Consider the following 19,377-nt stretch of genomic DNA (forward strand, 5'->3'; position numbering starts at 1 on the left):
TTTAGCGTCGCTTTCGTTCGCTTCGCTTCAGGCACTTATTCAATATAGCGAACACAATTCATTGTGTCAACTACTTTTTCCAAATTATTTTGGGATTGTTTCTTCGTCACTATCAAAGCCTTAGAGAGTAAGGGGTTTAGGCTATAGTATTGCTGGATGTCACTAAGGAAGCAATTAAAGTTGTGAGGAATTCTGGTGTTTTGCCGCCCTGGTTGGTTTTAGATCCACTGTTGCGTGGCTGGTTGATGGAGGATATTGGCAGGGGCGATCGCACTACAAATACCCTACTAGTAGAAAATGTGACGCTCGGCTCTGCGAAATGGCTCGCTAAGGCTTCTGGGATTATTGCTGGCTTACCTGTTGCTGCTAGGGTGTTTCAGATTTTGAATGAAAAAGTCAGCTTTGTAGCGGTGGCGGCTGAGGGTGCATGGTGTGAGCCGGGACAGGTAGTGGCTGAAATTCATGGTTCGCTGGATGCGCTGTTGATGGGGGAACGGGTGGCGCTCAACTTGGCTATGCGTTTGAGTGGAATTGCTACGCTGACTAATATATATGTAGAGAAAATTGCAGATTTACCTGCTCAGTTGGTGGACACGCGTAAAACTACACCAGGGCTGAGATTGTTGGAAAAGTACGCGACTGCTTTGGGTGGAGCGATTAATCACCGTATGGGGTTGGATGATGCGGTGATGATTAAGGATAATCACATTGCGGCGGCTGGGGGAATTGGAGAAGCTGTTACCCGTATTCGTTCTCAGATTCCTTATCCCTTGACAATTGAGGTAGAGACGGAAAATTTAGAGCAGGTGAAAGAAGCTTTGCAACACAAGGCTGACATTATTATGTTGGACAATATGCCTTTGGATATGATGCATCAGGCGGTGCAGTTGATTCGCCAGCAAGATAGCCGGGTGAAAATTGAAGCTTCTGGGAATGTGACTTTGGAAACGATTCGCGGCGTGGCGGAAACGGGTGTTGACTATATTTCTAGCAGTGCGCCGATTACTCAGTCGAAGTGGTTGGATTTGAGTATGAGGATTGTACTTTAAATATCATGAGGTGAATCATCCTATTGCAAAGTCGGTGTAATGTCGCATTTTTGGAGGATCAAAGCCTAAAACAATGTCTTCTTTGGGGACACCGAGTTCAACCAACTGGTTTGCAATCCCAACTTCGGTACCATCTTGTTGAATCCAAATTTTGTGATCGATGATGTCTAGGTGAAGGACAGTGCCATATAGCCGCTTTGAGCCGCGCCAACCAACGTAGACTAGTTGGTAGTGGTCGCGTTCGGTATCGAAAATAGTTTGGGCTTGGATGCGATCGTCCCACACGAGTTTGGCGCGTTCTGTTAGCAGGTTTTGGATGTGTTGTCGGTATTCGTTGACGGTAGCCATTGTTGAATTACCTCCCCATCAATATCGTAGACCAACAACAGAAGTTGGTTTTGCTGAACGAGTCCCTGAATAAAGGGAGTTACAAAAAATCGCTCGTAAATATTGCTGGACACTGCTAGGTATAAAATTCGTTTTGGATCTTGAATACTTAAAGCTGCCCTATATGCTATAAATTGTCCCAGCGCCCCGTAAAATTCTGAAATCTTGGATGGGCCAAGGAAACTTTTGATTTCTACAGCAATTTTCAGTCCTTCCCTTTCGGCTGCAATCACTTTTTCTGCACCGAGGTCTATGGCAAGATCAAATGTACCAGCTTGCAAGGGATAGGGATCATGAGTGATTAACCAACAATCTCTCTGGAGAGCGGTTTTGACAACTTCATGAAAAGCATCTTTAGCAGACACAGTTTAAATTTTATTTGTGGGTAATATATTTACAATCCATTGATAGGACAGAAACAATCACTATAGTAGATAAAAAATGTGCGATCGCACCAGCTTTGTTTATTTGTAGTAATAAATTATAGCCAAATGACTACACCGACCAAATAGTGGATTTTGATTAGACTACGATGTGAAATAAGAAGATCGAGAAAAAAGCGATCGCTAACCCATCCTCTAAGAATTACCTGAGAATGATTGCAATGGTTATACAGTTACCATCTTCCACCCAAAAAGGCATTATTTACCCTGACAGCGATGGACAGCCAATGGCAGACAATACTAAGCAGTTTGAATTAATTGTCTGGATTAAAAATAATTTAGAACTGCTGTTTGGCAATGACCCAAATGTGTTTGTCGCTGGGGACTTGTTGTGGTATTCGGTGGAAGATGATAACAAACTCCGCCAAGCTCCTGATGTGATGGTAGTATTTGGTAGACCAAAGGGATACCGAGGTTCTTATCAACAGTGGCTTGAAGACAACATTCCCCCGCAGGTGGTATTTGAAATTTGGTCGCCTGGAAACCGGATCTCTAAAATGGCGAAAAAATTAGAGTTTTATGAGCGCTACGGTGTGGAAGAATATTATCTGTATGAACCTGATGTGGTTGACTTGACAGGCTGGCAGCGTCGAAACTCAAGATTAGAAGTGATTGACCAAATGGTTGGTTGGATCAGCCCTAAATTGGGGGTGCGTTTCGAGTTGACTGAGGAAGAACTGCAAATTTATCGTCCTGATGGCGATCGCTTTCTCACCTTTTTGGAACTAGATCAACAACGACAGCAAGAAAGACAACGAGCTGAACAAGCTGAGGCGCAGTTAGAAGCTCTCCGTGCTTTATTACAAGAACGGGGAATTAATTTAGACCAATTGTGACCGAATTTAATTTACAAGTCTAAGAAAATAGCGATCGCTTTAAACAACAGGTTTACTAATTCGCAGTCCCAGGATCACTAAGTCCCGTTCAACGCTGTCAAGTTCGGCAATGTTAGGTAAATGTCCCCAGCGTTCAAAACCAAACGTTTCAAAGAGTTTTAAACTAGGCTGATTGTGGGCAAAAATGAAGCATACTAGGCTCTTTAGACCCAAAGTAGGACTTTCGTTAATTGCTTGTGCTAAGAGTTGCCGTCCCAAACCACACCGATGAAAGTTAGGGGCTATGTAAATACTAATTTCCGCAGTCTTAGTATAGGCGGGTCGCCCATAAAAGGATTGAAAACTAAGCCATCCAGCAATTACTCCTTCTACCTCAATTACCCAAAGTGGACGTTGCGAAGGCGATCGCCCTTTAAACCAAGCAAGGCGACTTTCCACGGATACTAGTTCTAAGTCAGCCGTTGCCATGCGGCTGGGAACTGCGGCATTGTAAATTGCCACAATTGCAGGTAAGTCAGTTTCAGCCGCATGGCGAATAGTCATTGCTACCGTCTCGGAAAAAATTTTCAGAAAATATTCAAAAATAATACAGTGTTAACAGTAGCAATTCTACGGCTTCTATCGTACTTGTCATAAGAGTTAGAAGTTAAGAGTTAGGAATTTTCAACTCATAACTCCTGATTTTATGCACGTGCTAGTAAGGGAGCAGCAGCTAGTAAGGTTTTGGTATAAGGGTGCTGAGGATTAGCGAAAATCTGTTTTGTCAGACCGAGTTCGACAATTTTACCGCCATTCATCACGGCAATACGATCGCACAAAAATCGAGCTAACCAAAGGTCATGAGTAATGAATAGATAAGTTAACTCAAACTCTTCCTTTAATTGCAACATCAAATCCAGCACTTGCGACTGGACGCTAGCATCTAGCATACTCACTGGTTCATCGCAGATTAAAAGTTTAGGGTGAGTAATCAAAGCACGAGCGATCGCTACTCGTTGCTGTTGTCCTCCAGACAAATCTGATGGATATCGCTCATAATACACTTCTGGCGGTGTTAACCCAACTTTATTTAGCATCCACAAAACTTGTTCTTTTGCCTTGGCAGGATTGGCAAGATTGTGGATAAATAAAGGATCGGCGATACTTTGTCCCACTGTCATCGCTGGATTGAGACAAGCATGAGGGTCTTGAAAGACCATTTGTATTTGTCGCCGTGAAGAACGAATTTCTTGACGCGACAGTTTAGTTAAATCCTGTCCTAAAAACTCAACTTTGCCACTAGTGGGGCGAATTAGTTGCAAAATTGTTCGTGATAGTGTACTTTTCCCACAACCTGATTCCCCGACTAAGCCGAGAATTTCTCCTGAATAAAGATCCAGGTTGATCCCATCTACTGCTTTAATCGTCTGCGTTTGTGTGTTAAAAAGTCGTTCGATAAAGTTAGGTTCTATAGTGTAGTGTTGCTTGAGTTCTGTAACGCTCAAAATTGGGGATTTCTCATTAATAATCGGTAATTGCTTTTCTGCGTCATTGGCAATGATCAATTCTCCACGATCATTTACTGCTTGAATGTGTAAAGCTGCTTTTAAGAGCGATCGCGTGTATTCATGTTGAGGTTGCCTAAATACGGTTTCTGTAGAACCCATTTCAACCATCTTGCCGTTGTACATCACGCCAATGCGATCGCAATACTCAGCCACCATTGCTAAATCGTGAGAAATTAGCAATAATCCCATGTTTTCTTCACCGCACAGGCGAGTTAATTCTTGCAATATCTGCGCGGAGACGGTGACATCTAAACTGGTGGTGGGTTCATCGGCAACAATCAACTTGGGGTTGAGAAGTAAAGCTAAAGCGATCGCTACCCGTTGGCGCATTCCACCGCTAAACTCATGAGGAAACTGATTCCAGCGACTAGCGGGAATATTCACCTTTGCCAAGGTAGCAAGTGCTTTTTCCTTAGCTTCCCGCGTTGATAATTGTGGTGAGTGCGCCTGGAGAGTTTCGATACAATGCTTACCAATTGTCATCAAGGGATCGAGGCGTGTCATGGGATCTTGAAAAACTAAGGCGATCGCTTCTCCCCGAAATTTCCGCAGCTGATTAGGTGTCAAGTTAAACACTGACTGTCCTTGAAATATCACCCGTCCCTCAACACGACTAGAGGCTGGTAGTAAACGCATTACTGCCCGTCCAATAGTTGACTTACCACAACCCGACTCTCCCACCAATCCCATTCTTTCACCTGGTTGCAAGGTGAAAGATACATCATCAACCGCCCAGCTTGCTTCTTCTCCACTCCGTTGAGGATAGGCAACTCGCAAATTTTCGATACAGAATAAGGCTTCACTCATAGTTAGTTATCAGCCCTGAGCTACCAATTTTTATAATTTCAAATTTAGGATAGTCTCTCAAAGTGAACTACCCACACTGACTTGGAGCTTGCCTTGTACAGTGTCGGCTTCTGTAATCACAGGGGAGTGCCCAAACTTAGACTTTCGCCCAAGTTTGGGACTTACCATCCCTCCTACAGCAGAGACGGCTGAACCTTCCGCCTTTATCATTCTGATACCCTCTGCTCTAATATTTATCGCGGCGTTTCCATCCCTGTCATGATGAGTATGACAATGAGGGCAAGTCCACTCACGGACATCCAATGACATCTCACTCACTTGATAGAAACGTTCTCAAAAAAGTTTTTGTATGCAGTGGTCAGATTGAGTGTTGTAGCTTGTAAAACTTGGCTATAACAATCAGCTAACCAAATCGTATCAACAGATTTTTTGAGCGCTGGAAGAAGTGCGTTGAGTGCTGCACGTGTAAGTCCTTTACCTGTTTCTTTGTAAGTCTCAACTGACTTATTTAAGGCATAATTCCACCACCAACGAGCGCAACCAAAAGTTTGAGCCAATTGTATTTCTTGCTCTTTTGTTGGATATAAACGAACTTGTACAACCTTGTGCAACACTTAACATCACCTCCTTGATATATCTATCTTAGCATGATATATATTTCTTGGTAAGCTGCTAAAAGAAAATATTTGTTGATTCGTCATACATCTAATGTTTGTCTTTGCCGTGCAAAAAATTAATATTAGATGCAATCCTTATCAACCGCCTTATATCCCGCCACTGATTCGGAGTACCAAATGAGCGTGGGGGACTTACGGCATACTAGTTAAGTATTAGACCTGTTTTATAAAACTTACCTAAACGTAGCCAAACTTGATTTAGTGTACCCGTAGCGATCGCAATAAATTTCCAGTCTTAGCAATTGCAGACAGTTATCGATATTCTTGATAAGCACTGCTAAAGTTGATACAGCACACAACTATGATGTTATAAGTGCAAAATTTAAATCTGTAGGAACTAGAATCAAAATTAAGTCAGTAAATCAGGATTTTCGAGTTAATATTATGGAGCAAAATCAGCCAGAACAGCGCCGCGCTGCCGATCAAGTGTTTCAACAGTCCCTCGATCAGTTGGAGGATATCTTACAAGAAAATTCGACTGAGGAAGAGGAGATACCCCAACTGCATACTAGTAATTTCACTGAAGCTGAACTCGACCAAGACTTGACAGATATTGATTTAGCGGCTCTTGAAGACGCAGTTGCTGATATTGAAAAATATCTCGAAGAAATAACAAAAACCCAATTGGGGTAAAAAGTTAAAATTTATTACTGACAAATTAGTTGCCGTTGAGCTTCGTACAACATTAAAGCGGCTGCGATCGCCACGTTCAAAGATTCCACCCCAGGACTCAAAGGAATTCTGACTTGCCGATCTGCGATCGCTGCTAAATCTGCTGACAATCCAGCACCTTCATTTCCCAGTAAAATCAGACTGGGTTTTCGCCAGTCTACCTCCCAATAAGTTAAAGTCGCACTGGGTAAGGTTGCTACTACCTGCATTCCCGCCTGCTGGCTTTGTTGGACTGTCGCTTTTAAATCTTCAGTTACGGCTGTTGCTAGACGAAACCATTGCCCTGCGGAAGCACGCAGAACCTTAGGACTATCTAAATCTACGCTATCTCCACTTACCCACAACCCCGATGCTCCCGCAGCGGCGGCAGTGCGAATCATTGTACCCAGGTTGCCGGGATCTTGTATTGTTTCTAAAGCTAGCACTAAACCAGTCAATGGTACTTGAGTTTGGCGTTCCCTGCGTTTTGCCGTTGCCACCACCCCATCTGGTTGGACTGTGGTAGTGATCGCATCCAAGACTTCTCTACTAACAATTTCGGCGCGATCGCATCGACTACAAGCTTCATCCCACAGCGAAGGGTGATCTGCTTGCCAATCTTCAGTACAACACACTGTTTCTAGTGGGTAATTCACCGCACAAGCTTCTTCTAACAGATGCGTCCCTTCTAGTAAAAATAACTCCTGCTTGTGCCGCTCCTTGGTGGAGTGCAGTTTGCGAATTTGCTTAACTAGGGAATTTTGTAAACTGGTCAACATCAAAAAATTAGGAATTAGGATTTAATATTTAGGAGTTAATTTAGTTGTCTTTCAACTCATAACTCTTCACTCCTAACTCCTAACTGAGATGGTATGCGGAACCCGGGACTTGAACCCGGAAGCCTTGCGGCACTAGAACCTGAATCTAGCGCGTCTGCCAATTCCGCCAGTTCCGCTGGTATTTGTACTTTATCGACAATTGCTGATTATTGCGTAATTTTCTACCTTTGTCAAGTGAAAATATAGTGCCTAGCTAAGAATCTCAGACTAGAAACGAGTGATTCAGGCAATCGATCAAATTAAAATATTAACTGAACAATACAGCATTGATTTTTAGAGAACACTTAAGTTATTTTACTGAGTATTTAATTTTGCTTCAAACTACTACTTACTCCTGATTTTTTATTAAATTTTTCAAAAGCTCAAAAAGCTTACTATTGCTTATTTTCAGCCCGAATTTTTCACTCAAAAAACAATTTTTTTATGCAAGATGCTGCCCTAAAACGTGGACATTTTGAATCTTTACTGTAGAATCAAAACCAACTTCAAACATATAAAATACGTATTACTTTTGGAGGTAGGCTTATTAATCCTTCTACCAGCTTACCAGATGCCAAAATTGCTCCAGAAGCAGACTCCTCAGTCTTGCAAATTTGGGGTGGGCATCCTTTGCGGGGTCATGTGAAAATTAGTGGGGCAAAAAATTCAGCACTGGTAATCATGGCTGGAGCCTTACTGTGTCCAGGCGATTGTCGTATCCGCAATGTCCCCTTGCTAGCGGACGTAGAGCGTATGGGTCAGGTGTTATCAGCTTTGGGTGTGCAATTAACACGACAAGGCGACATTTTAGACATCAACGCCAGCGAGATTAAAACATCAAAAGCTCCCTACGAACTAGTTACCCAGTTGAGAGCGAGTTTTTTCGCCATCGGAGCCATTCTGGCAAGACTGGGAGTAGCACAGATGCCCTTACCAGGTGGTTGTGCTATTGGGGCAAGACCGGTTGACTTGCATGTTCGAGGACTGCAAGCAATGGGGGCTGAGGTGCAAATTGAGCATGGCATTTGTAATGCTTATGTTCCTGGCAGTAGCCGGAGATTAAAAGGTGCGAAGATTTACTTAGACATCGCTAGTGTTGGAGCGACGGAAAATTTGATGATGGCAGCTACCCTGGCAGAGGGCGAAACGATCATCGAAAATGCTGCCAGGGAACCGGAAGTAGTCGATTTAGCTAACTTCTGTAACGCGATGGGAGCGAAGATTAAGGGCGCGGGGACTAGCAGAATTATTATTGAAGGAGTACCCAAGTTGCATTCTGTCGACTACAGCATTATTCCCGATCGCATTGAGGCCGGGACGTTTTTGCTGGCAGCAGCAATTACCCGCTCAGAACTTATCCTCTCGCCAGTGGCTCCAGAACATCTCATCCCAGTAATTGCCAAGCTGCGGGATATTGGAGTAACAATAATTGAAGAAAAGCCTGAACAATTACATATTCTGCCAGCGGAAACCCTCAAGGCAACGGATATTGAAACCCAATACCATCCAGGTTTTCCCACAGATATGCAAGCGCCGTTCATGGCTTTGCTGACATTGGCAGAAGGTGACAGCGTGATTAACGAATCCGTTTTTGAAAATCGCTTGCGTCATGCCTCAGAGTTAAATCGCTTGGGGGCAGACATTCGTGTTAAAGGCAATGCTGCTTTCGTTCGGGGAGTACCAAAATTGTCTGGCGCACCAGTATTAGGCACAGACTTACGAGCATCAGCAGCGTTAGTCATCGCAGGACTGGCAGCAGAAGGACAAACTACAATTCAGGGATTACAACACCTCGATCGCGGCTACGATCGACTTGATGTGAAATTGCAGCAATTGGGCGCTAAAATCATCCGCGTGGGCGAAACATCAGTAGATGCAGAAATTGCTGCCACCATCAGTAGCTTGTCAAGTTGAAATTAATCGGTTGAAATTGACGCTGGAATAAGGGAGACAAGGGAGGCAAGGTAAAATTTTCTCCCCCGACTTCCTTTCATTTCCCCATCTATACCCTGCGTTCTGCTAAATTCTCCTGATAGATAGAGGCTTTTAAGCTTTGTTAATATCTTTTTTTGATGAATATTCAGGAAAAATCTGTGTTGGCTGTTACAATATTGTTAAGAAAAGTTGCCCGTTGCATTTTGGGAACGCGCAATTGGGTTTTAACTCTCTTGAGAAGACAACGCAAAAAAATATTTTCTAGACCAGCTGTGGGAGGCTGGTCTTTTTGTATTAAAGGTGCTTATAAATTAGTTATCCGATAACTCACTACAAACACCTTGAAAATCTATGTTTAATAACTTCAAGGCTCTAACTGACAATGTTAAAAAGGACTAGCTTTTAAGCAATTTCCGCAATTAATCTGTTTTATCTAGATTAAATTTACTAGAAATTTTCATTTTCCTGCCCCTACAACTTATTGCATCTACATGAGAATCGCTATATTGTTCTGAGATATTAAGCCCAGCAAAAATACTGAGCTTTATTTTTGAGATTATACACAAAAAAAGACGTAAAGTATAAATTTGCGTCTTTTTTAAAGTTTTAAAAATTAGAAGGTGAATGTGGTTCTGACTGTACCAATCACGATATCGTCATTTTGATTGTTATGATCTGGTGCTGTCAGCCAGATAACTCCTGGGGTAATACTGATATTGTCACTCAGCTTATATTGATAGAAACCTTCAATGTGATATGAAGTGTCTGGATCTTTGTTGATACCTGCATTGCTGAGAGAACTGCTCACGCTGGTAACTTTAGGTTCCATACCCACAACAATGCCTGCAACGTTACCTTTTTTACCAAGATCCGGGAAAGCCAGGGTGACGGCATAGTTCCAGATATCAGCATCGCCAGGAGTAACCGTAAGAATACGAGCTTTGGTAAAGCCAGCCCAACCGCCAATCACAAATTTTGAGCTAGGTTGAAAGGATGCTTCTATACCGTAGGAGTTACTAGAAGCATTCTGCAATAGGTTATTAGCGTTATTGCTACCACCACTACCATTGGCAAAAAAAGTATTGTTGTAGGCGTTAAGGTAGGTTAAACCAAGGGTAATTTGGTTGCTAGGCTTAACAGTTAACTGCGCTATGGCGCCATAAGCCCCGTTGAACAATCCAGAGCCTAGTTGAGGGTTAGCAGCATCATTTGCTAAATACCCCAAACTTAGTTCCAACTTATCGCTGAACTCATGTTTGATTCCGATGCCAGTACCATTGGCTAGATAATAAATTGGGTTGCGAGTCCCAAAATGGGAAAGGGCACCAGTACTACCGTCCCCATCTAGATATGGGTTGACTGTGTTGGTGAAATCATCAATTGCACCTGCATTTGCTTCCAGGGTAACGTTTGTTTTCTTACCGAGAGGGAACTGATACAACAACGCGTCTATCACAACTCCATTACTGTTGTTACCACCAGCAAACCGGAAGTCACCCTCTGGTGTAAAGGTAGCAGTCTGAGAGAATGGGTCTAGGTTTGTTGCCTGAAGTCGTGTTCTGAGTAAATCTTGACCTGTAAAACTGGTGTCGAGGTTCAGACGCACTCGGTCTGCAAGGACGGTATTTTGGTTGACTTTTTGACCATTAACTGTATTTCCACTTACGACACCCGCGATCGCAATTACCACTTCCCCATTCAGTTTGGTTGTGGTTGAAAACTGGTGTGCCTCCAATTCAGCAGTGCGTGTTTCTACTGCATCTACACGACCTCGGAGTGTTGCCAGTTCTGCTGAAAAGTTTTCTTGCAGCTTTTGTAATTTGGCTAAATCTTCTTTTGTTACCAAATCAGCTGTACCGGTGGCTATTAGTTCGTTAACCCGATCCAGACAAGCATTCAAACCAGCAGCAAACTCATATCGCGTTAATGCCCGATCGCCACGATAAGTGCTATTTGGGTATCCTGCAATACAACCATAGCGCTCTACCAGCGATTGTAAGGCTTGGAATGCCCAGTCTGTTGTCTGCACATCAGATAACTGAGACACTGAGGTAACTTGCGCCATTGTCTGATCTTTGGCGTTTGGACTAGCTAAAACTAGTGGTTGATTGATTTCAGAGGTGCTAGATGTTTCACCTGCAAATACAGCAGTATTGACAAATAGCATGACACCGTAGACCGCTGGACTAACTAGCAGATATTTACAGAATTTTTTCATTTTTCTCCTCACACTGATCTACAATTCACACCCAAGCTACGTTTTTTTAAACGTGTATTTTATGAGAATCTTTGTCAGCAATCTTATCAGAAGTAGGCAAACTTTTTAACAAAAAAAGTCAAGAAGTCCTAATTATTCTGGGAAAACTAAATTGCAGATAGCTGTACCATCTAAAAATTTTTTTGTCACTCATTACACCGGAAATCCAGAATGATATCATGTGTTATGAGTGAGAATGAGAATTATTATAGTGTAAAATCTAGAATAGGTTTCATTAGACATCTCCGAAAAAGAATGTAGAGACGTAGCACTGCTACGTCTCTACAAGGGTTATGGGTAACGCATATTTAATTTCTGGAGATGTCTATTGTCAATATAAATTGTGGCAAAGGCAGAGCAAGCATCCGTTTTGGGGAGAAAACACCGTGATTGTGAATTGCAGAGGACTTAGAACTGGCAGACAAAGAAGCGTCATTTTGCCCATCATTACTCTGCTAATGTTGTCAATGGCTAATGGCTGTAGCCAATCGAACCCGAATCAGGGAAAAACTTCCGAACAGTCGCCGCAAGCACAGGAAGTTGGTTCTACTCCACTGGCGCAGTCGGGAAAAACTAAAGTAGTGACGACATTTTTGCCGATATATTTGTTTACTAAGGCGGTAGCTGGAAATGTCGCAGATGTAGAAATTTTAGTGCCACCAGGTACGGAGGTACATGAATACCAAGCGACACCAGAAAATGTCAAAGCGATCGCTACTGCTAATGTGTTAGTAAAAAATGGTTTAGGTTTGGAGGAATTTCTGGAAGGTACTGTCAAAAATGCCCAAAATCCCAAATTAACTGAAATTGATGCCAGTAAAGGTATTAAACCCTTAAATGAAATTTCACCTGTTGTCAAAACGGCACAAGATGAAAAAGACCACGACCACCTCCAAGGTAATCCTCACGTTTGGTTAGATCCTGTTTTGGCAAAACAGCAGGTAACAAATATTCGGGATGGATTAATTGCCGCCGATCCCGCAAACAAAGCTACTTACGAAGCAAATGCTACGGCTTATATTAAAGAATTAGAAAGTTTAAATAGCGAATTTCAGCAAACTTTGCAAAAAAATCCCAGATGCACCTTTATTACTTTTCATGATGCGTTTCCATATTTAGCTAAACGCTATAACCTTAAGCAAGTTGCAGTGGTACAAATTCCCGAAGATCAACTTTCACCAACGGATGTCCAAAATGCAATCAATGCTGTGAAAAAGTACAAAGTTAAAGCTTTATTTAGCGAACCAGGAGTAGATAATAAACTACTAGTCAGCCTCTCCAAAGACTTGAAATTAACTTTGCGTCCTCTGGATTCTCTGGAAACTGGCGAAACAGATCCGCAGCATTATTTTCAGGCGATGAAAGCTAACTTGCAAATTCTGGAAACGTCCTGTAAATAAGTTTGTCATTTGTCCTTTATAAATGACTAATGACCCATGACCAATGACTAATGACCAATGACTAATGACATTGCTATTTTAAAAGTAGAAGGATTAACTGTTTATCAAGGCAGCTATCTAGCTGTTCGAGATGTTTCCTTTGAATTGTTACCAGGAACAGATACAGCCATTGTTGGCCCCAATGGTGCTGGTAAAAGTACCCTGGTAAAAGCGGTTTTAGATTTGATCCCTCGAAGTGCTGGTACCATTGAAATATTGGGTCGCCCAATTGCCAGACTGGGGCATTCACGTCACACGTTGGGCTATATGCCGCAAAACTTCATTTTTGACCGCAGCTTTCCCATTTCTGTCAGCGAATTGGTGGGGCTAGGATGGGCAAAGGAAGAGAAAAGAAAAAATTCATTTTTCTCTAGGCTATGGAGACAAGACCGAGAAAAATCGGTAGCAGTAACAGAAGCTTTACGGCGAACTGATGCTTATCATTTACAGCATCAGGCTATTGGTACTCTTAGCGGCGGTCAACTCAAGCGGGTTTTATTGGCTTATTGTTTGGTAATGCCTCGGAAACTATTGGTATTAGATGAAGCATTTGCTGGTGTTGATGTGCAAGGTGCAGCAGATTTTTACGCTTTGCTAAATGAGTTAAAACGAGAAGAAGGTTGGACAGTATTGCAAGTTTCTCACGATATTGATATGGTAAATCGCCATTGCGATCGCGTGCTTTGCCTGAACCAAAGTATTGTTTGTACTGGTAAGCCAGAAATTGCTCTTTCACCGCAAAACCTGTTAGCAACCTACGGACCAGGTTTCAGTCGCTACCAGCACCAACATTAATGCAAATATGAATTTCTTCAATGATTCTCAGATAGCAAGGCTTGCGATCGCCAATATTAATGACCTGGTAAGCTTATTAACATTCCCCTATATGCAGCGTGCGATCGTCGGTGCTGCCTTGATGGGAATACTTGGCGGGATGTTAGGCAGTTTTGTCACCTTGCGCCAGTTATCATTTTTCAGCCATGCGGTTGGTCATGCAGCACTAGTAGGTGTGGCATTAGGTGTGCTGCTACAAATAAATCCTACTTGGATGCTATTACCTTTTACCTTAGTTTTTGGTGTTATTGTTCTTTACTTTATTGATAAAACTGACTTAGCTAGCGATAGCGTACTGAGCATAGTGCTATCTGGGGCATTAGCGATCGGTTTAATTCTCACGAGCCTAATTAAGGGATATCGTGGCAACTTGATGACCGTGCTGTTCGGAGATATTCTAGCGATCGACACCACAGATTTGATTTTGACGCTGCTAGTACTTGTGGGAGGTGGCATATTTTTACTATCAACCATGCGGCAACAAATTTTATTGACCCTTAACCCCGATGTAGCCCAAGTTCAAGGCGTTCCCGTGCAATTGTACCGCTACGCTTTTGTGGTCTTGCTTTCACTTGCCGTTGCTGTCGCGATTAAAGCTGTTGGTGTTTTATTGGTGAACGCCTTTTTGGTTATTCCCGCCTCCACCGCAAAACTAATGAGTCACCACTTTAGTCACTTTCTAGTCATGTCGGTGATAGTCGGTTCCGTTAGCAGCATCGCTGGCATCCTGGTATCAGGTATTTTCAACCTGGCTTCTGGCCCAAGTATTGTTCTTGTCCAGTTTCTACTATTTGTAGCCGTTTTCATTTGGTTTAAGTTGAACTTGAAAGCCGCATAAATCTTTTTTCTCCAAGGGCTTGCTATATTCTTTGATGTTTGCTACATTTATTAATCGTGGCTCACAAAAGCCCCAGCCGGGATAGCTCAGTTGGTAGAGCAGAGGACTGAAAATCCTCGTGTCACCGGTTCAAGTCCGGTTCCTGGCATACATCACAGACAAAAACTGACACAAAAATAAGTGACACATTGACACAAAAACTGACACAGGTCAGATTGTCACTGAAAGTGTTCTGCTAACAATAACAATACTTCTATAAGGGATAAGAACTACTGATACCTGTTGAGCCATGACATCAGGGATTTATATCACCGAGGAATTCCTCGGCTCAAATATTCTGTGTCAGTGTGTCAATTCTGAACTCATAAGTAAAACAACTATCTATTGCGATCTATAAAAGTTTTAATTATCATTTACGCACCCATAAGGAAACACCCTACTTTTTACGATAGGGTGTAAGTTTTGTTTATGTACTAGAGGTTAATTATTTATTCAGACACTTAACATCTTCTTGGATGTCAGAAAACATGATATTCCAAACCAATGAACAATGCGCCGGTAAATACCACACGACATTAGTAAGTCGGAAGAATGCCCATAAGAAAGCGCCAATAAATGACGCAGTGAAATAAGTTCATCCAATTATATGCTTCTAACCCATCACTTTGAGTAGGAATTCGAGATAACTCCTTCTGTAGTGTTGTTGATTGTCCTCTACTTCTATTGCTGCATATATATCAATAAGTGATTGAGCGCCTTCAGTAAGTCCAGCTTTATTGAAATGTTCTATTACAAATTTTTTGCGGGCTTCCAGTAATTCAGTAGGATTTATGGTTTTGTCAGCATGAGAAATTGGCATAATGTTTCCCTCTCACAGTAAAAAAGGCATCACTGAGAAGTGACACCATCGTTAAAGCCGTAATGACCAACATTTTATTCCTCTAAATCAATAATTCCCAGCAGTAAATGTCACAAACAGCACTCACAGACAGTCACACAGCTTTTATAAGGGTACAAGTATCTAAGTGACCTTCGTGAGTCAATACAACAAATAAAAGGTAAAGAGGTAAGGCTCTACGGCTTGGGATACGAACCACGGGAATAACGACGTTTACATACGACGTTTTAAACGACGCTAAAAACGACGTAGTAAAAAAAACAGGTGTATCTCTACCCTGTTTAGTGATTTTAAGTTGTGAAAATAACTCAGTCTTCTCCTATGTCGTGTCCCTTGCTTTTTAGGTATTCTGCTACCACAGCGTTTATTAACGAGGCTACAGATCGATACTCCGTAGCCGCTTGCTTCTTCAATGCTTCCACTAGCTCGGAATTAACAGTGAAAGTAAACCTCTTCTGACGTGCCACTTCATTGCTCATAAACTTCTCCGTTATTATCTTCTATTGCTGTTAATCTGACCTCAGCTTACATCCTGGTGATGTCACATTGCTATCACTATTATTGATGATTATATCGCAACTAATAAATAAATGTGATTGCATAGTGATATCACAGTGAATTACTTTGAATCCATGCCACCAAAGCCAAGGTGCAAACGTAAAAGCAAACGCAGTCACAGCAAGGGAAGTAGAGATTTACCACTTCCACTAGTACTACCTGCTGATGTCTAATACGCAATACGTCAAACGTAGGGAAGGGTGAAGGACATCGAACTACTGAACGACGTAACGGCAAATTAGTACACTTTCTTGGTATTCACTCAAATGACAACTATCACAGCAAGCAACCCTGTAACATCGTTATCATTCTTGTCATCATTACCCTCATTAGATTGTGCCGAAATCGTCACAGAGGTACGTATCGCTCACAAGACGGTCAAAGTAACAATCCCTTTATCTGATGACGACTACGATACGTTTTATTTCTTAAATGGCAGTAGTAGCAGTGACTTAGATGGATTTATTCACTCAGTAGTAAAAACGTGGTTATCTGAGAACCTAAGGTACAAGTGCAAAATCGTTAACTTTCACGTCAACACCGTTAGAGACTTCAGTGATCTCGTTCCCTTTCACTTCGATGAATCACTCTCACGACCTGCATACGAATTACCACTATTAAGCAGTGAACCAGTTCGATATAACCTGCATACCGTTGACATAGAAGAAGAGGAAGGCATACCATTTTACACACTCGAATACCTGTGTGACGATGCCGATTGGGCGCACGCTGTCATCAATTATCACCACGGTCGTAACCTAAGGTGTGACGTAAGTTTGAACAACAAACAGTACTACCCCGGTATTGAGAACGATCACCCAAACGCGAAAATCATTCCTTCTATACGCAAGGAAACGAGGGAAGACCTCATGGGGTTACGGTAATGACGGCATTTGAGTCACCAATGTCGTATATCCATAGGCGATTGTCTTGTGTGGAGAAGGCTTGGATACGCCCACAACTGATTGAAAAGTACGGCATGAGGTGCTTTTGGTGTAGGGATGGACTGACACTAGAGAACATGACAATCGATCATTACATTCCACGGTCTAAAGGTGGTAGTAATGAGCTTTCAAGCTTACGACCATCCTGTAGTAGATGCAACAGTCTTCGAGGTAATACTATGCCGTCTGAAACTAGTAAGGTGCTAGCGTCTAGAATTTCAGCCTACGAATACTGCAACCAGTTCCATTACCAGTAAGGCAATGCTTGTGACCTTTCAGTACGTCGTTAAACTGCTGACAGTAAACAGTTTCATTAACACTAAATCAAAGGACAAAACAATGACTATTTCGCAAGAACAAATCACTGAACTTACATTAGATGATGCAAAGATTACAGCACTTGTAACCGATGAAAAGGTTTACAAGATCAACGTCTATCAACTATGTGAATCACTCGCAATTGTTAGATACCGTGCAGATAAATTCTTGTACGACCACTGTTCTCACGTCCCTAAAGAAGATAGACACTTTGTAGAGCCGTCTGTCGCAGCAGTGTTCCTATTACAAATTGCCTCAGGATGGCATAGCAGTAAGTCTCACGCAATAATCATCAAGCTACTCACTGAATTCCTGACACCACAGCAACAGCAATAGTCTTCAATAGCGACATCTCAACAGGTTCTAACATCTCATTCAATAAGCCATTGACATACACTTGCTGCTAACGGTTATCATGCAGCACAATTAAGTTTTAGTAGAAAAGAATACAGGTAACAGGTTCTAACGTTTTCCTTGCAGTAAACACAAACATGAGTGAAAACGAAAATGACTGACAACAGCGAAATAACCAAGCAAGCGGATACGATTTTCGATAAAAAGCTAGCAATTTCCATGCTTTCTTCTAGTAAACCATTCCCAGTGGATTTTGATGCAGCCTGGAAATGGCTTGGGTATGCGAGAAAAGATAATGCCAAAAAACAGTTATCTAAATTCAAGGAAGGCGTTGAGTTTTCCGTCGAGTTGCGGAAAAACAGTCAGTGTGGGCGTTCTAGTGAAAACATTAAACTGTCGGTTGAATGTTTTAAGCATTTAGCAATGCTTGCACAAACCGATAAGGGCTGGGAAGTAAGAAACTATTTCATAGAGTGCGAAAGAATCGCAAAATCTAAACTATTCTCCGAAAGTAGGGTTAAATCACTTTTGTCAGCACTCTCGCCTATCGACTCAAAGATCGAATCAGCAAAACAGGAAGAGGAAAAGATTATTACTGAGATGGACGTTTTGTGGAAACAAATGAAGATATTGCAGAAGCGCTACAAGGATATACAGATTAGAAACTCCGAATTATGGATAGAAAAGCATCAAGACATCATAAACGATTACCAAAAGCACAGGGCTATCGTTGATCAGTCTGGTTTATCCAACGATGATGGCATTACTATCGATGCCGGATACTGGGAATTAGATCAAGAGTAATCACGATACTCACGACGCTATACCCTTTGTTTACATACGTCGTTTACATACGTCGTGTATAACGTCATTAAAAACGACGCTTATTTACGACGTTGCAAAAATATACCATCTATCACCATACAACGAAGGACATGGAAGCGATAAAACCATCAGTTCAAGTCAATGGTTACGAGGCTAGACTGACTGAACTACTGCAACAAAGGCTATCAATACAGCTACAGATAGACGCTCTACAACGGGAATGCAATGTTACTCAATCACTCGTATCTCACTTTCAGCAATTCCTAGAACAGAAGCGATCTGAGGTACAAGCAAAAACATTTAGGTGCAAATATCTCGGATGTCGAAAATGGGTGCAAGGTATCCTTGGCGATTCCACATCCTTGCTTGACTTCGATGTTAATTACGCTCGTGAGATAGTTAATAACCTAAAGCATGGGAGAAAACTATCTACGGTAAAAGGAAGGCTACAAGTCTTTGCACTGTTCTGGGATTGGATGCAGCCTAGCAACGATACACCTATTAATCCGTGGCGTATAGCAATGAAAGGTTTGTATGCTGATGATGTCAGGGTTGATAGTGTGTTTTCTGATAGAGAGCGATCGCTTGTACTGGATGTCATGACAAAAAACGAGGAATATAAGGACTGGTGTAACTTAATGGATTTTTCAATGCAAATAGGATGCACACCACTGCAAGCGTTATCCCTTACCTGGGATGATATCGACCTATCTCGTGCCCTGGTAACATTCTCTTGTTGCTGCGATCGTCAAGGCTACGGTAAACCCTCTGCCAGAATGCCAGACTCAGTAAAAGCCTTGTTAGAACCGATGTTACTCGAACCTTGTACCGATATCGATGGGAATGTATTTACCCTAAAAACAGATCAATCCCCTAGCTATCTAATTGGTATTTCAGGGCTTGAGACTCAAGCACAGAGAGAAGTTCGGTATGTTGATTGACTAAACCTTGTATTGCGGTAA

19 protein-coding genes, 2 tRNA genes and 1 pseudogene are annotated in these 19,377 nt (G+C 42.1%); 13 read left to right on the plus strand and 9 right to left on the minus strand.

What is annotated here, in order from left to right; translation table 11 throughout:
• Nucleotides 1-182 precede the first annotated feature (182 nt).
• Nucleotides 183-1,049, plus strand: coding sequence for a carboxylating nicotinate-nucleotide diphosphorylase (nadC, locus tag V7K67_RS20880; RefSeq protein ID WP_334733505.1), 867 nt, complete (start codon nucleotides 183-185; stop codon nucleotides 1,047-1,049).
• Between the two features lie 15 nt (nucleotides 1,050-1,064).
• On the opposite strand, the gene V7K67_RS20885 is transcribed toward nadC, so the two are convergent.
• Nucleotides 1,065-1,397, minus strand: coding sequence for a XisI protein (locus V7K67_RS20885; protein WP_334706049.1), 333 nt, complete (start codon nucleotides 1,395-1,397; stop codon nucleotides 1,065-1,067).
• On the minus strand, nucleotides 1,352-1,801 hold the full coding sequence (locus V7K67_RS20890) for an element excision factor XisH family protein (RefSeq protein WP_334706048.1): 450 nt from the start codon (nucleotides 1,799-1,801) through the stop codon (nucleotides 1,352-1,354). The genes V7K67_RS20885 and V7K67_RS20890 overlap by 46 nt, the downstream gene beginning before the upstream one ends.
• 239 nt (nucleotides 1,802-2,040) lie before the next feature.
• Here V7K67_RS20890 and V7K67_RS20895 point away from each other — a divergent pair, with 239 nt between their 5' ends.
• The gene (locus tag V7K67_RS20895; RefSeq protein WP_335168212.1) at nucleotides 2,041-2,715 is read left to right on the plus strand and encodes a Uma2 family endonuclease; all 675 of its coding nucleotides are present in this window, start codon (nucleotides 2,041-2,043) and stop codon (nucleotides 2,713-2,715) included.
• A gap of 39 nt (nucleotides 2,716-2,754) precedes the next feature.
• On the opposite strand, the gene V7K67_RS20900 is transcribed toward V7K67_RS20895, so the two are convergent.
• From V7K67_RS20900 to V7K67_RS20910, 3 genes and pseudogenes are all read right to left on the minus strand, one after another.
• The gene (locus V7K67_RS20900) at nucleotides 2,755-3,258 is read right to left on the minus strand and encodes a GNAT family N-acetyltransferase (RefSeq protein WP_334733484.1); all 504 of its coding nucleotides are present in this window, start codon (nucleotides 3,256-3,258) and stop codon (nucleotides 2,755-2,757) included.
• Nucleotides 3,259-3,398: 140 nt separating this feature from the next.
• On the minus strand, nucleotides 3,399-5,069 hold the full coding sequence (locus tag V7K67_RS20905; RefSeq protein ID WP_335168214.1) for an ABC transporter ATP-binding protein: 1,671 nt from the start codon (nucleotides 5,067-5,069) through the stop codon (nucleotides 3,399-3,401).
• A 67-nt stretch (nucleotides 5,070-5,136) separates the two neighbouring features.
• Nucleotides 5,137-5,683: pseudogene (locus tag V7K67_RS20910) on the minus strand (helix-turn-helix domain-containing protein).
• Between the two features lie 447 nt (nucleotides 5,684-6,130).
• On the opposite strand from V7K67_RS20910, the gene V7K67_RS20915 reads away from it, so the two are divergent.
• On the plus strand, nucleotides 6,131-6,379 hold the full coding sequence (locus V7K67_RS20915; protein WP_334706043.1) for a hypothetical protein: 249 nt from the start codon (nucleotides 6,131-6,133) through the stop codon (nucleotides 6,377-6,379).
• A gap of 14 nt (nucleotides 6,380-6,393) precedes the next feature.
• On the opposite strand, the gene V7K67_RS20920 is transcribed toward V7K67_RS20915, so the two are convergent.
• Both V7K67_RS20920 and V7K67_RS20925 read right to left on the minus strand, forming a co-directional pair.
• Entirely contained in the window at nucleotides 6,394-7,176 is a 783-nt protein-coding gene (locus V7K67_RS20920; protein WP_335168216.1) for a TrmH family RNA methyltransferase, read from the minus strand.
• Nucleotides 7,177-7,270: 94 nt separating this feature from the next.
• A tRNA-Leu gene (locus V7K67_RS20925) sits at nucleotides 7,271-7,352 on the minus strand.
• A gap of 409 nt (nucleotides 7,353-7,761) precedes the next feature.
• Here V7K67_RS20925 and murA point away from each other — a divergent pair.
• Entirely contained in the window at nucleotides 7,762-9,129 is a 1,368-nt protein-coding gene (gene murA, locus V7K67_RS20930) for a UDP-N-acetylglucosamine 1-carboxyvinyltransferase (RefSeq protein ID WP_334706050.1), read from the plus strand.
• Nucleotides 9,130-9,763: 634 nt separating this feature from the next.
• Here the strand turns inward: murA and V7K67_RS20935 are convergent.
• Entirely contained in the window at nucleotides 9,764-11,368 is a 1,605-nt protein-coding gene (locus V7K67_RS20935; protein ID WP_334733487.1) for an iron uptake porin, read from the minus strand.
• 497 nt (nucleotides 11,369-11,865) lie between these two features.
• Here V7K67_RS20935 and V7K67_RS20940 point away from each other — a divergent pair, with 497 nt between their 5' ends.
• From V7K67_RS20940 to V7K67_RS20955, 4 genes are all read left to right on the plus strand, one after another.
• The gene (locus tag V7K67_RS20940; RefSeq protein WP_442943884.1) at nucleotides 11,866-12,807 is read left to right on the plus strand and encodes a metal ABC transporter substrate-binding protein; all 942 of its coding nucleotides are present in this window, start codon (nucleotides 11,866-11,868) and stop codon (nucleotides 12,805-12,807) included.
• A 57-nt stretch (nucleotides 12,808-12,864) separates the two neighbouring features.
• Complete coding sequence (locus V7K67_RS20945; RefSeq protein WP_334733489.1) at nucleotides 12,865-13,641, plus strand: metal ABC transporter ATP-binding protein; 777 nt, start codon at nucleotides 12,865-12,867, stop codon at nucleotides 13,639-13,641.
• Nucleotides 13,642-13,648: 7 nt separating this feature from the next.
• Nucleotides 13,649-14,518, plus strand: coding sequence for a metal ABC transporter permease (locus tag V7K67_RS20950; RefSeq protein ID WP_334733490.1), 870 nt, complete (start codon nucleotides 13,649-13,651; stop codon nucleotides 14,516-14,518).
• A gap of 75 nt (nucleotides 14,519-14,593) precedes the next feature.
• Nucleotides 14,594-14,666: transfer RNA gene (locus V7K67_RS20955), tRNA-Phe, on the plus strand.
• Between the two features lie 504 nt (nucleotides 14,667-15,170).
• Here V7K67_RS20955 and V7K67_RS20960 read toward each other — a convergent pair.
• The gene (locus V7K67_RS20960; RefSeq protein WP_334729036.1) at nucleotides 15,171-15,377 is read right to left on the minus strand and encodes a hypothetical protein; all 207 of its coding nucleotides are present in this window, start codon (nucleotides 15,375-15,377) and stop codon (nucleotides 15,171-15,173) included.
• An 863-nt stretch (nucleotides 15,378-16,240) separates the two neighbouring features.
• Between V7K67_RS20960 and V7K67_RS20965 the strand changes: the two genes are divergently transcribed.
• From V7K67_RS20965 to V7K67_RS20980, 5 genes are all read left to right on the plus strand, one after another.
• Nucleotides 16,241-16,858, plus strand: a complete 618-nt coding sequence (locus V7K67_RS20965) for a hypothetical protein (RefSeq protein WP_335168221.1) — start codon at nucleotides 16,241-16,243, stop codon at nucleotides 16,856-16,858.
• Between the two features lie 95 nt (nucleotides 16,859-16,953).
• Nucleotides 16,954-17,175, plus strand: a complete 222-nt coding sequence (locus V7K67_RS34475; RefSeq protein ID WP_442943885.1) for an HNH endonuclease — start codon at nucleotides 16,954-16,956, stop codon at nucleotides 17,173-17,175.
• A gap of 82 nt (nucleotides 17,176-17,257) precedes the next feature.
• Nucleotides 17,258-17,572, plus strand: a complete 315-nt coding sequence (locus V7K67_RS20970; RefSeq protein WP_335168223.1) for a hypothetical protein — start codon at nucleotides 17,258-17,260, stop codon at nucleotides 17,570-17,572.
• Nucleotides 17,573-17,743: 171 nt separating this feature from the next.
• Nucleotides 17,744-18,394 carry a hypothetical protein gene (locus V7K67_RS20975; RefSeq protein WP_335168225.1) on the plus strand — a complete coding sequence of 217 codons (651 nt, stop codon included), beginning with the start codon at nucleotides 17,744-17,746 and terminating at the stop codon, nucleotides 18,392-18,394.
• Between the two features lie 131 nt (nucleotides 18,395-18,525).
• Nucleotides 18,526-19,356, plus strand: a complete 831-nt coding sequence (locus tag V7K67_RS20980; protein WP_335168227.1) for a hypothetical protein — start codon at nucleotides 18,526-18,528, stop codon at nucleotides 19,354-19,356.
• The last annotated feature ends 21 nt before the right edge of the window (nucleotides 19,357-19,377 follow it).

Source organism: Nostoc sp. (assembly GCF_036917155.1).
Classification (GTDB): domain Bacteria; phylum Cyanobacteriota; class Cyanobacteriia; order Cyanobacteriales; family Nostocaceae; genus Nostoc.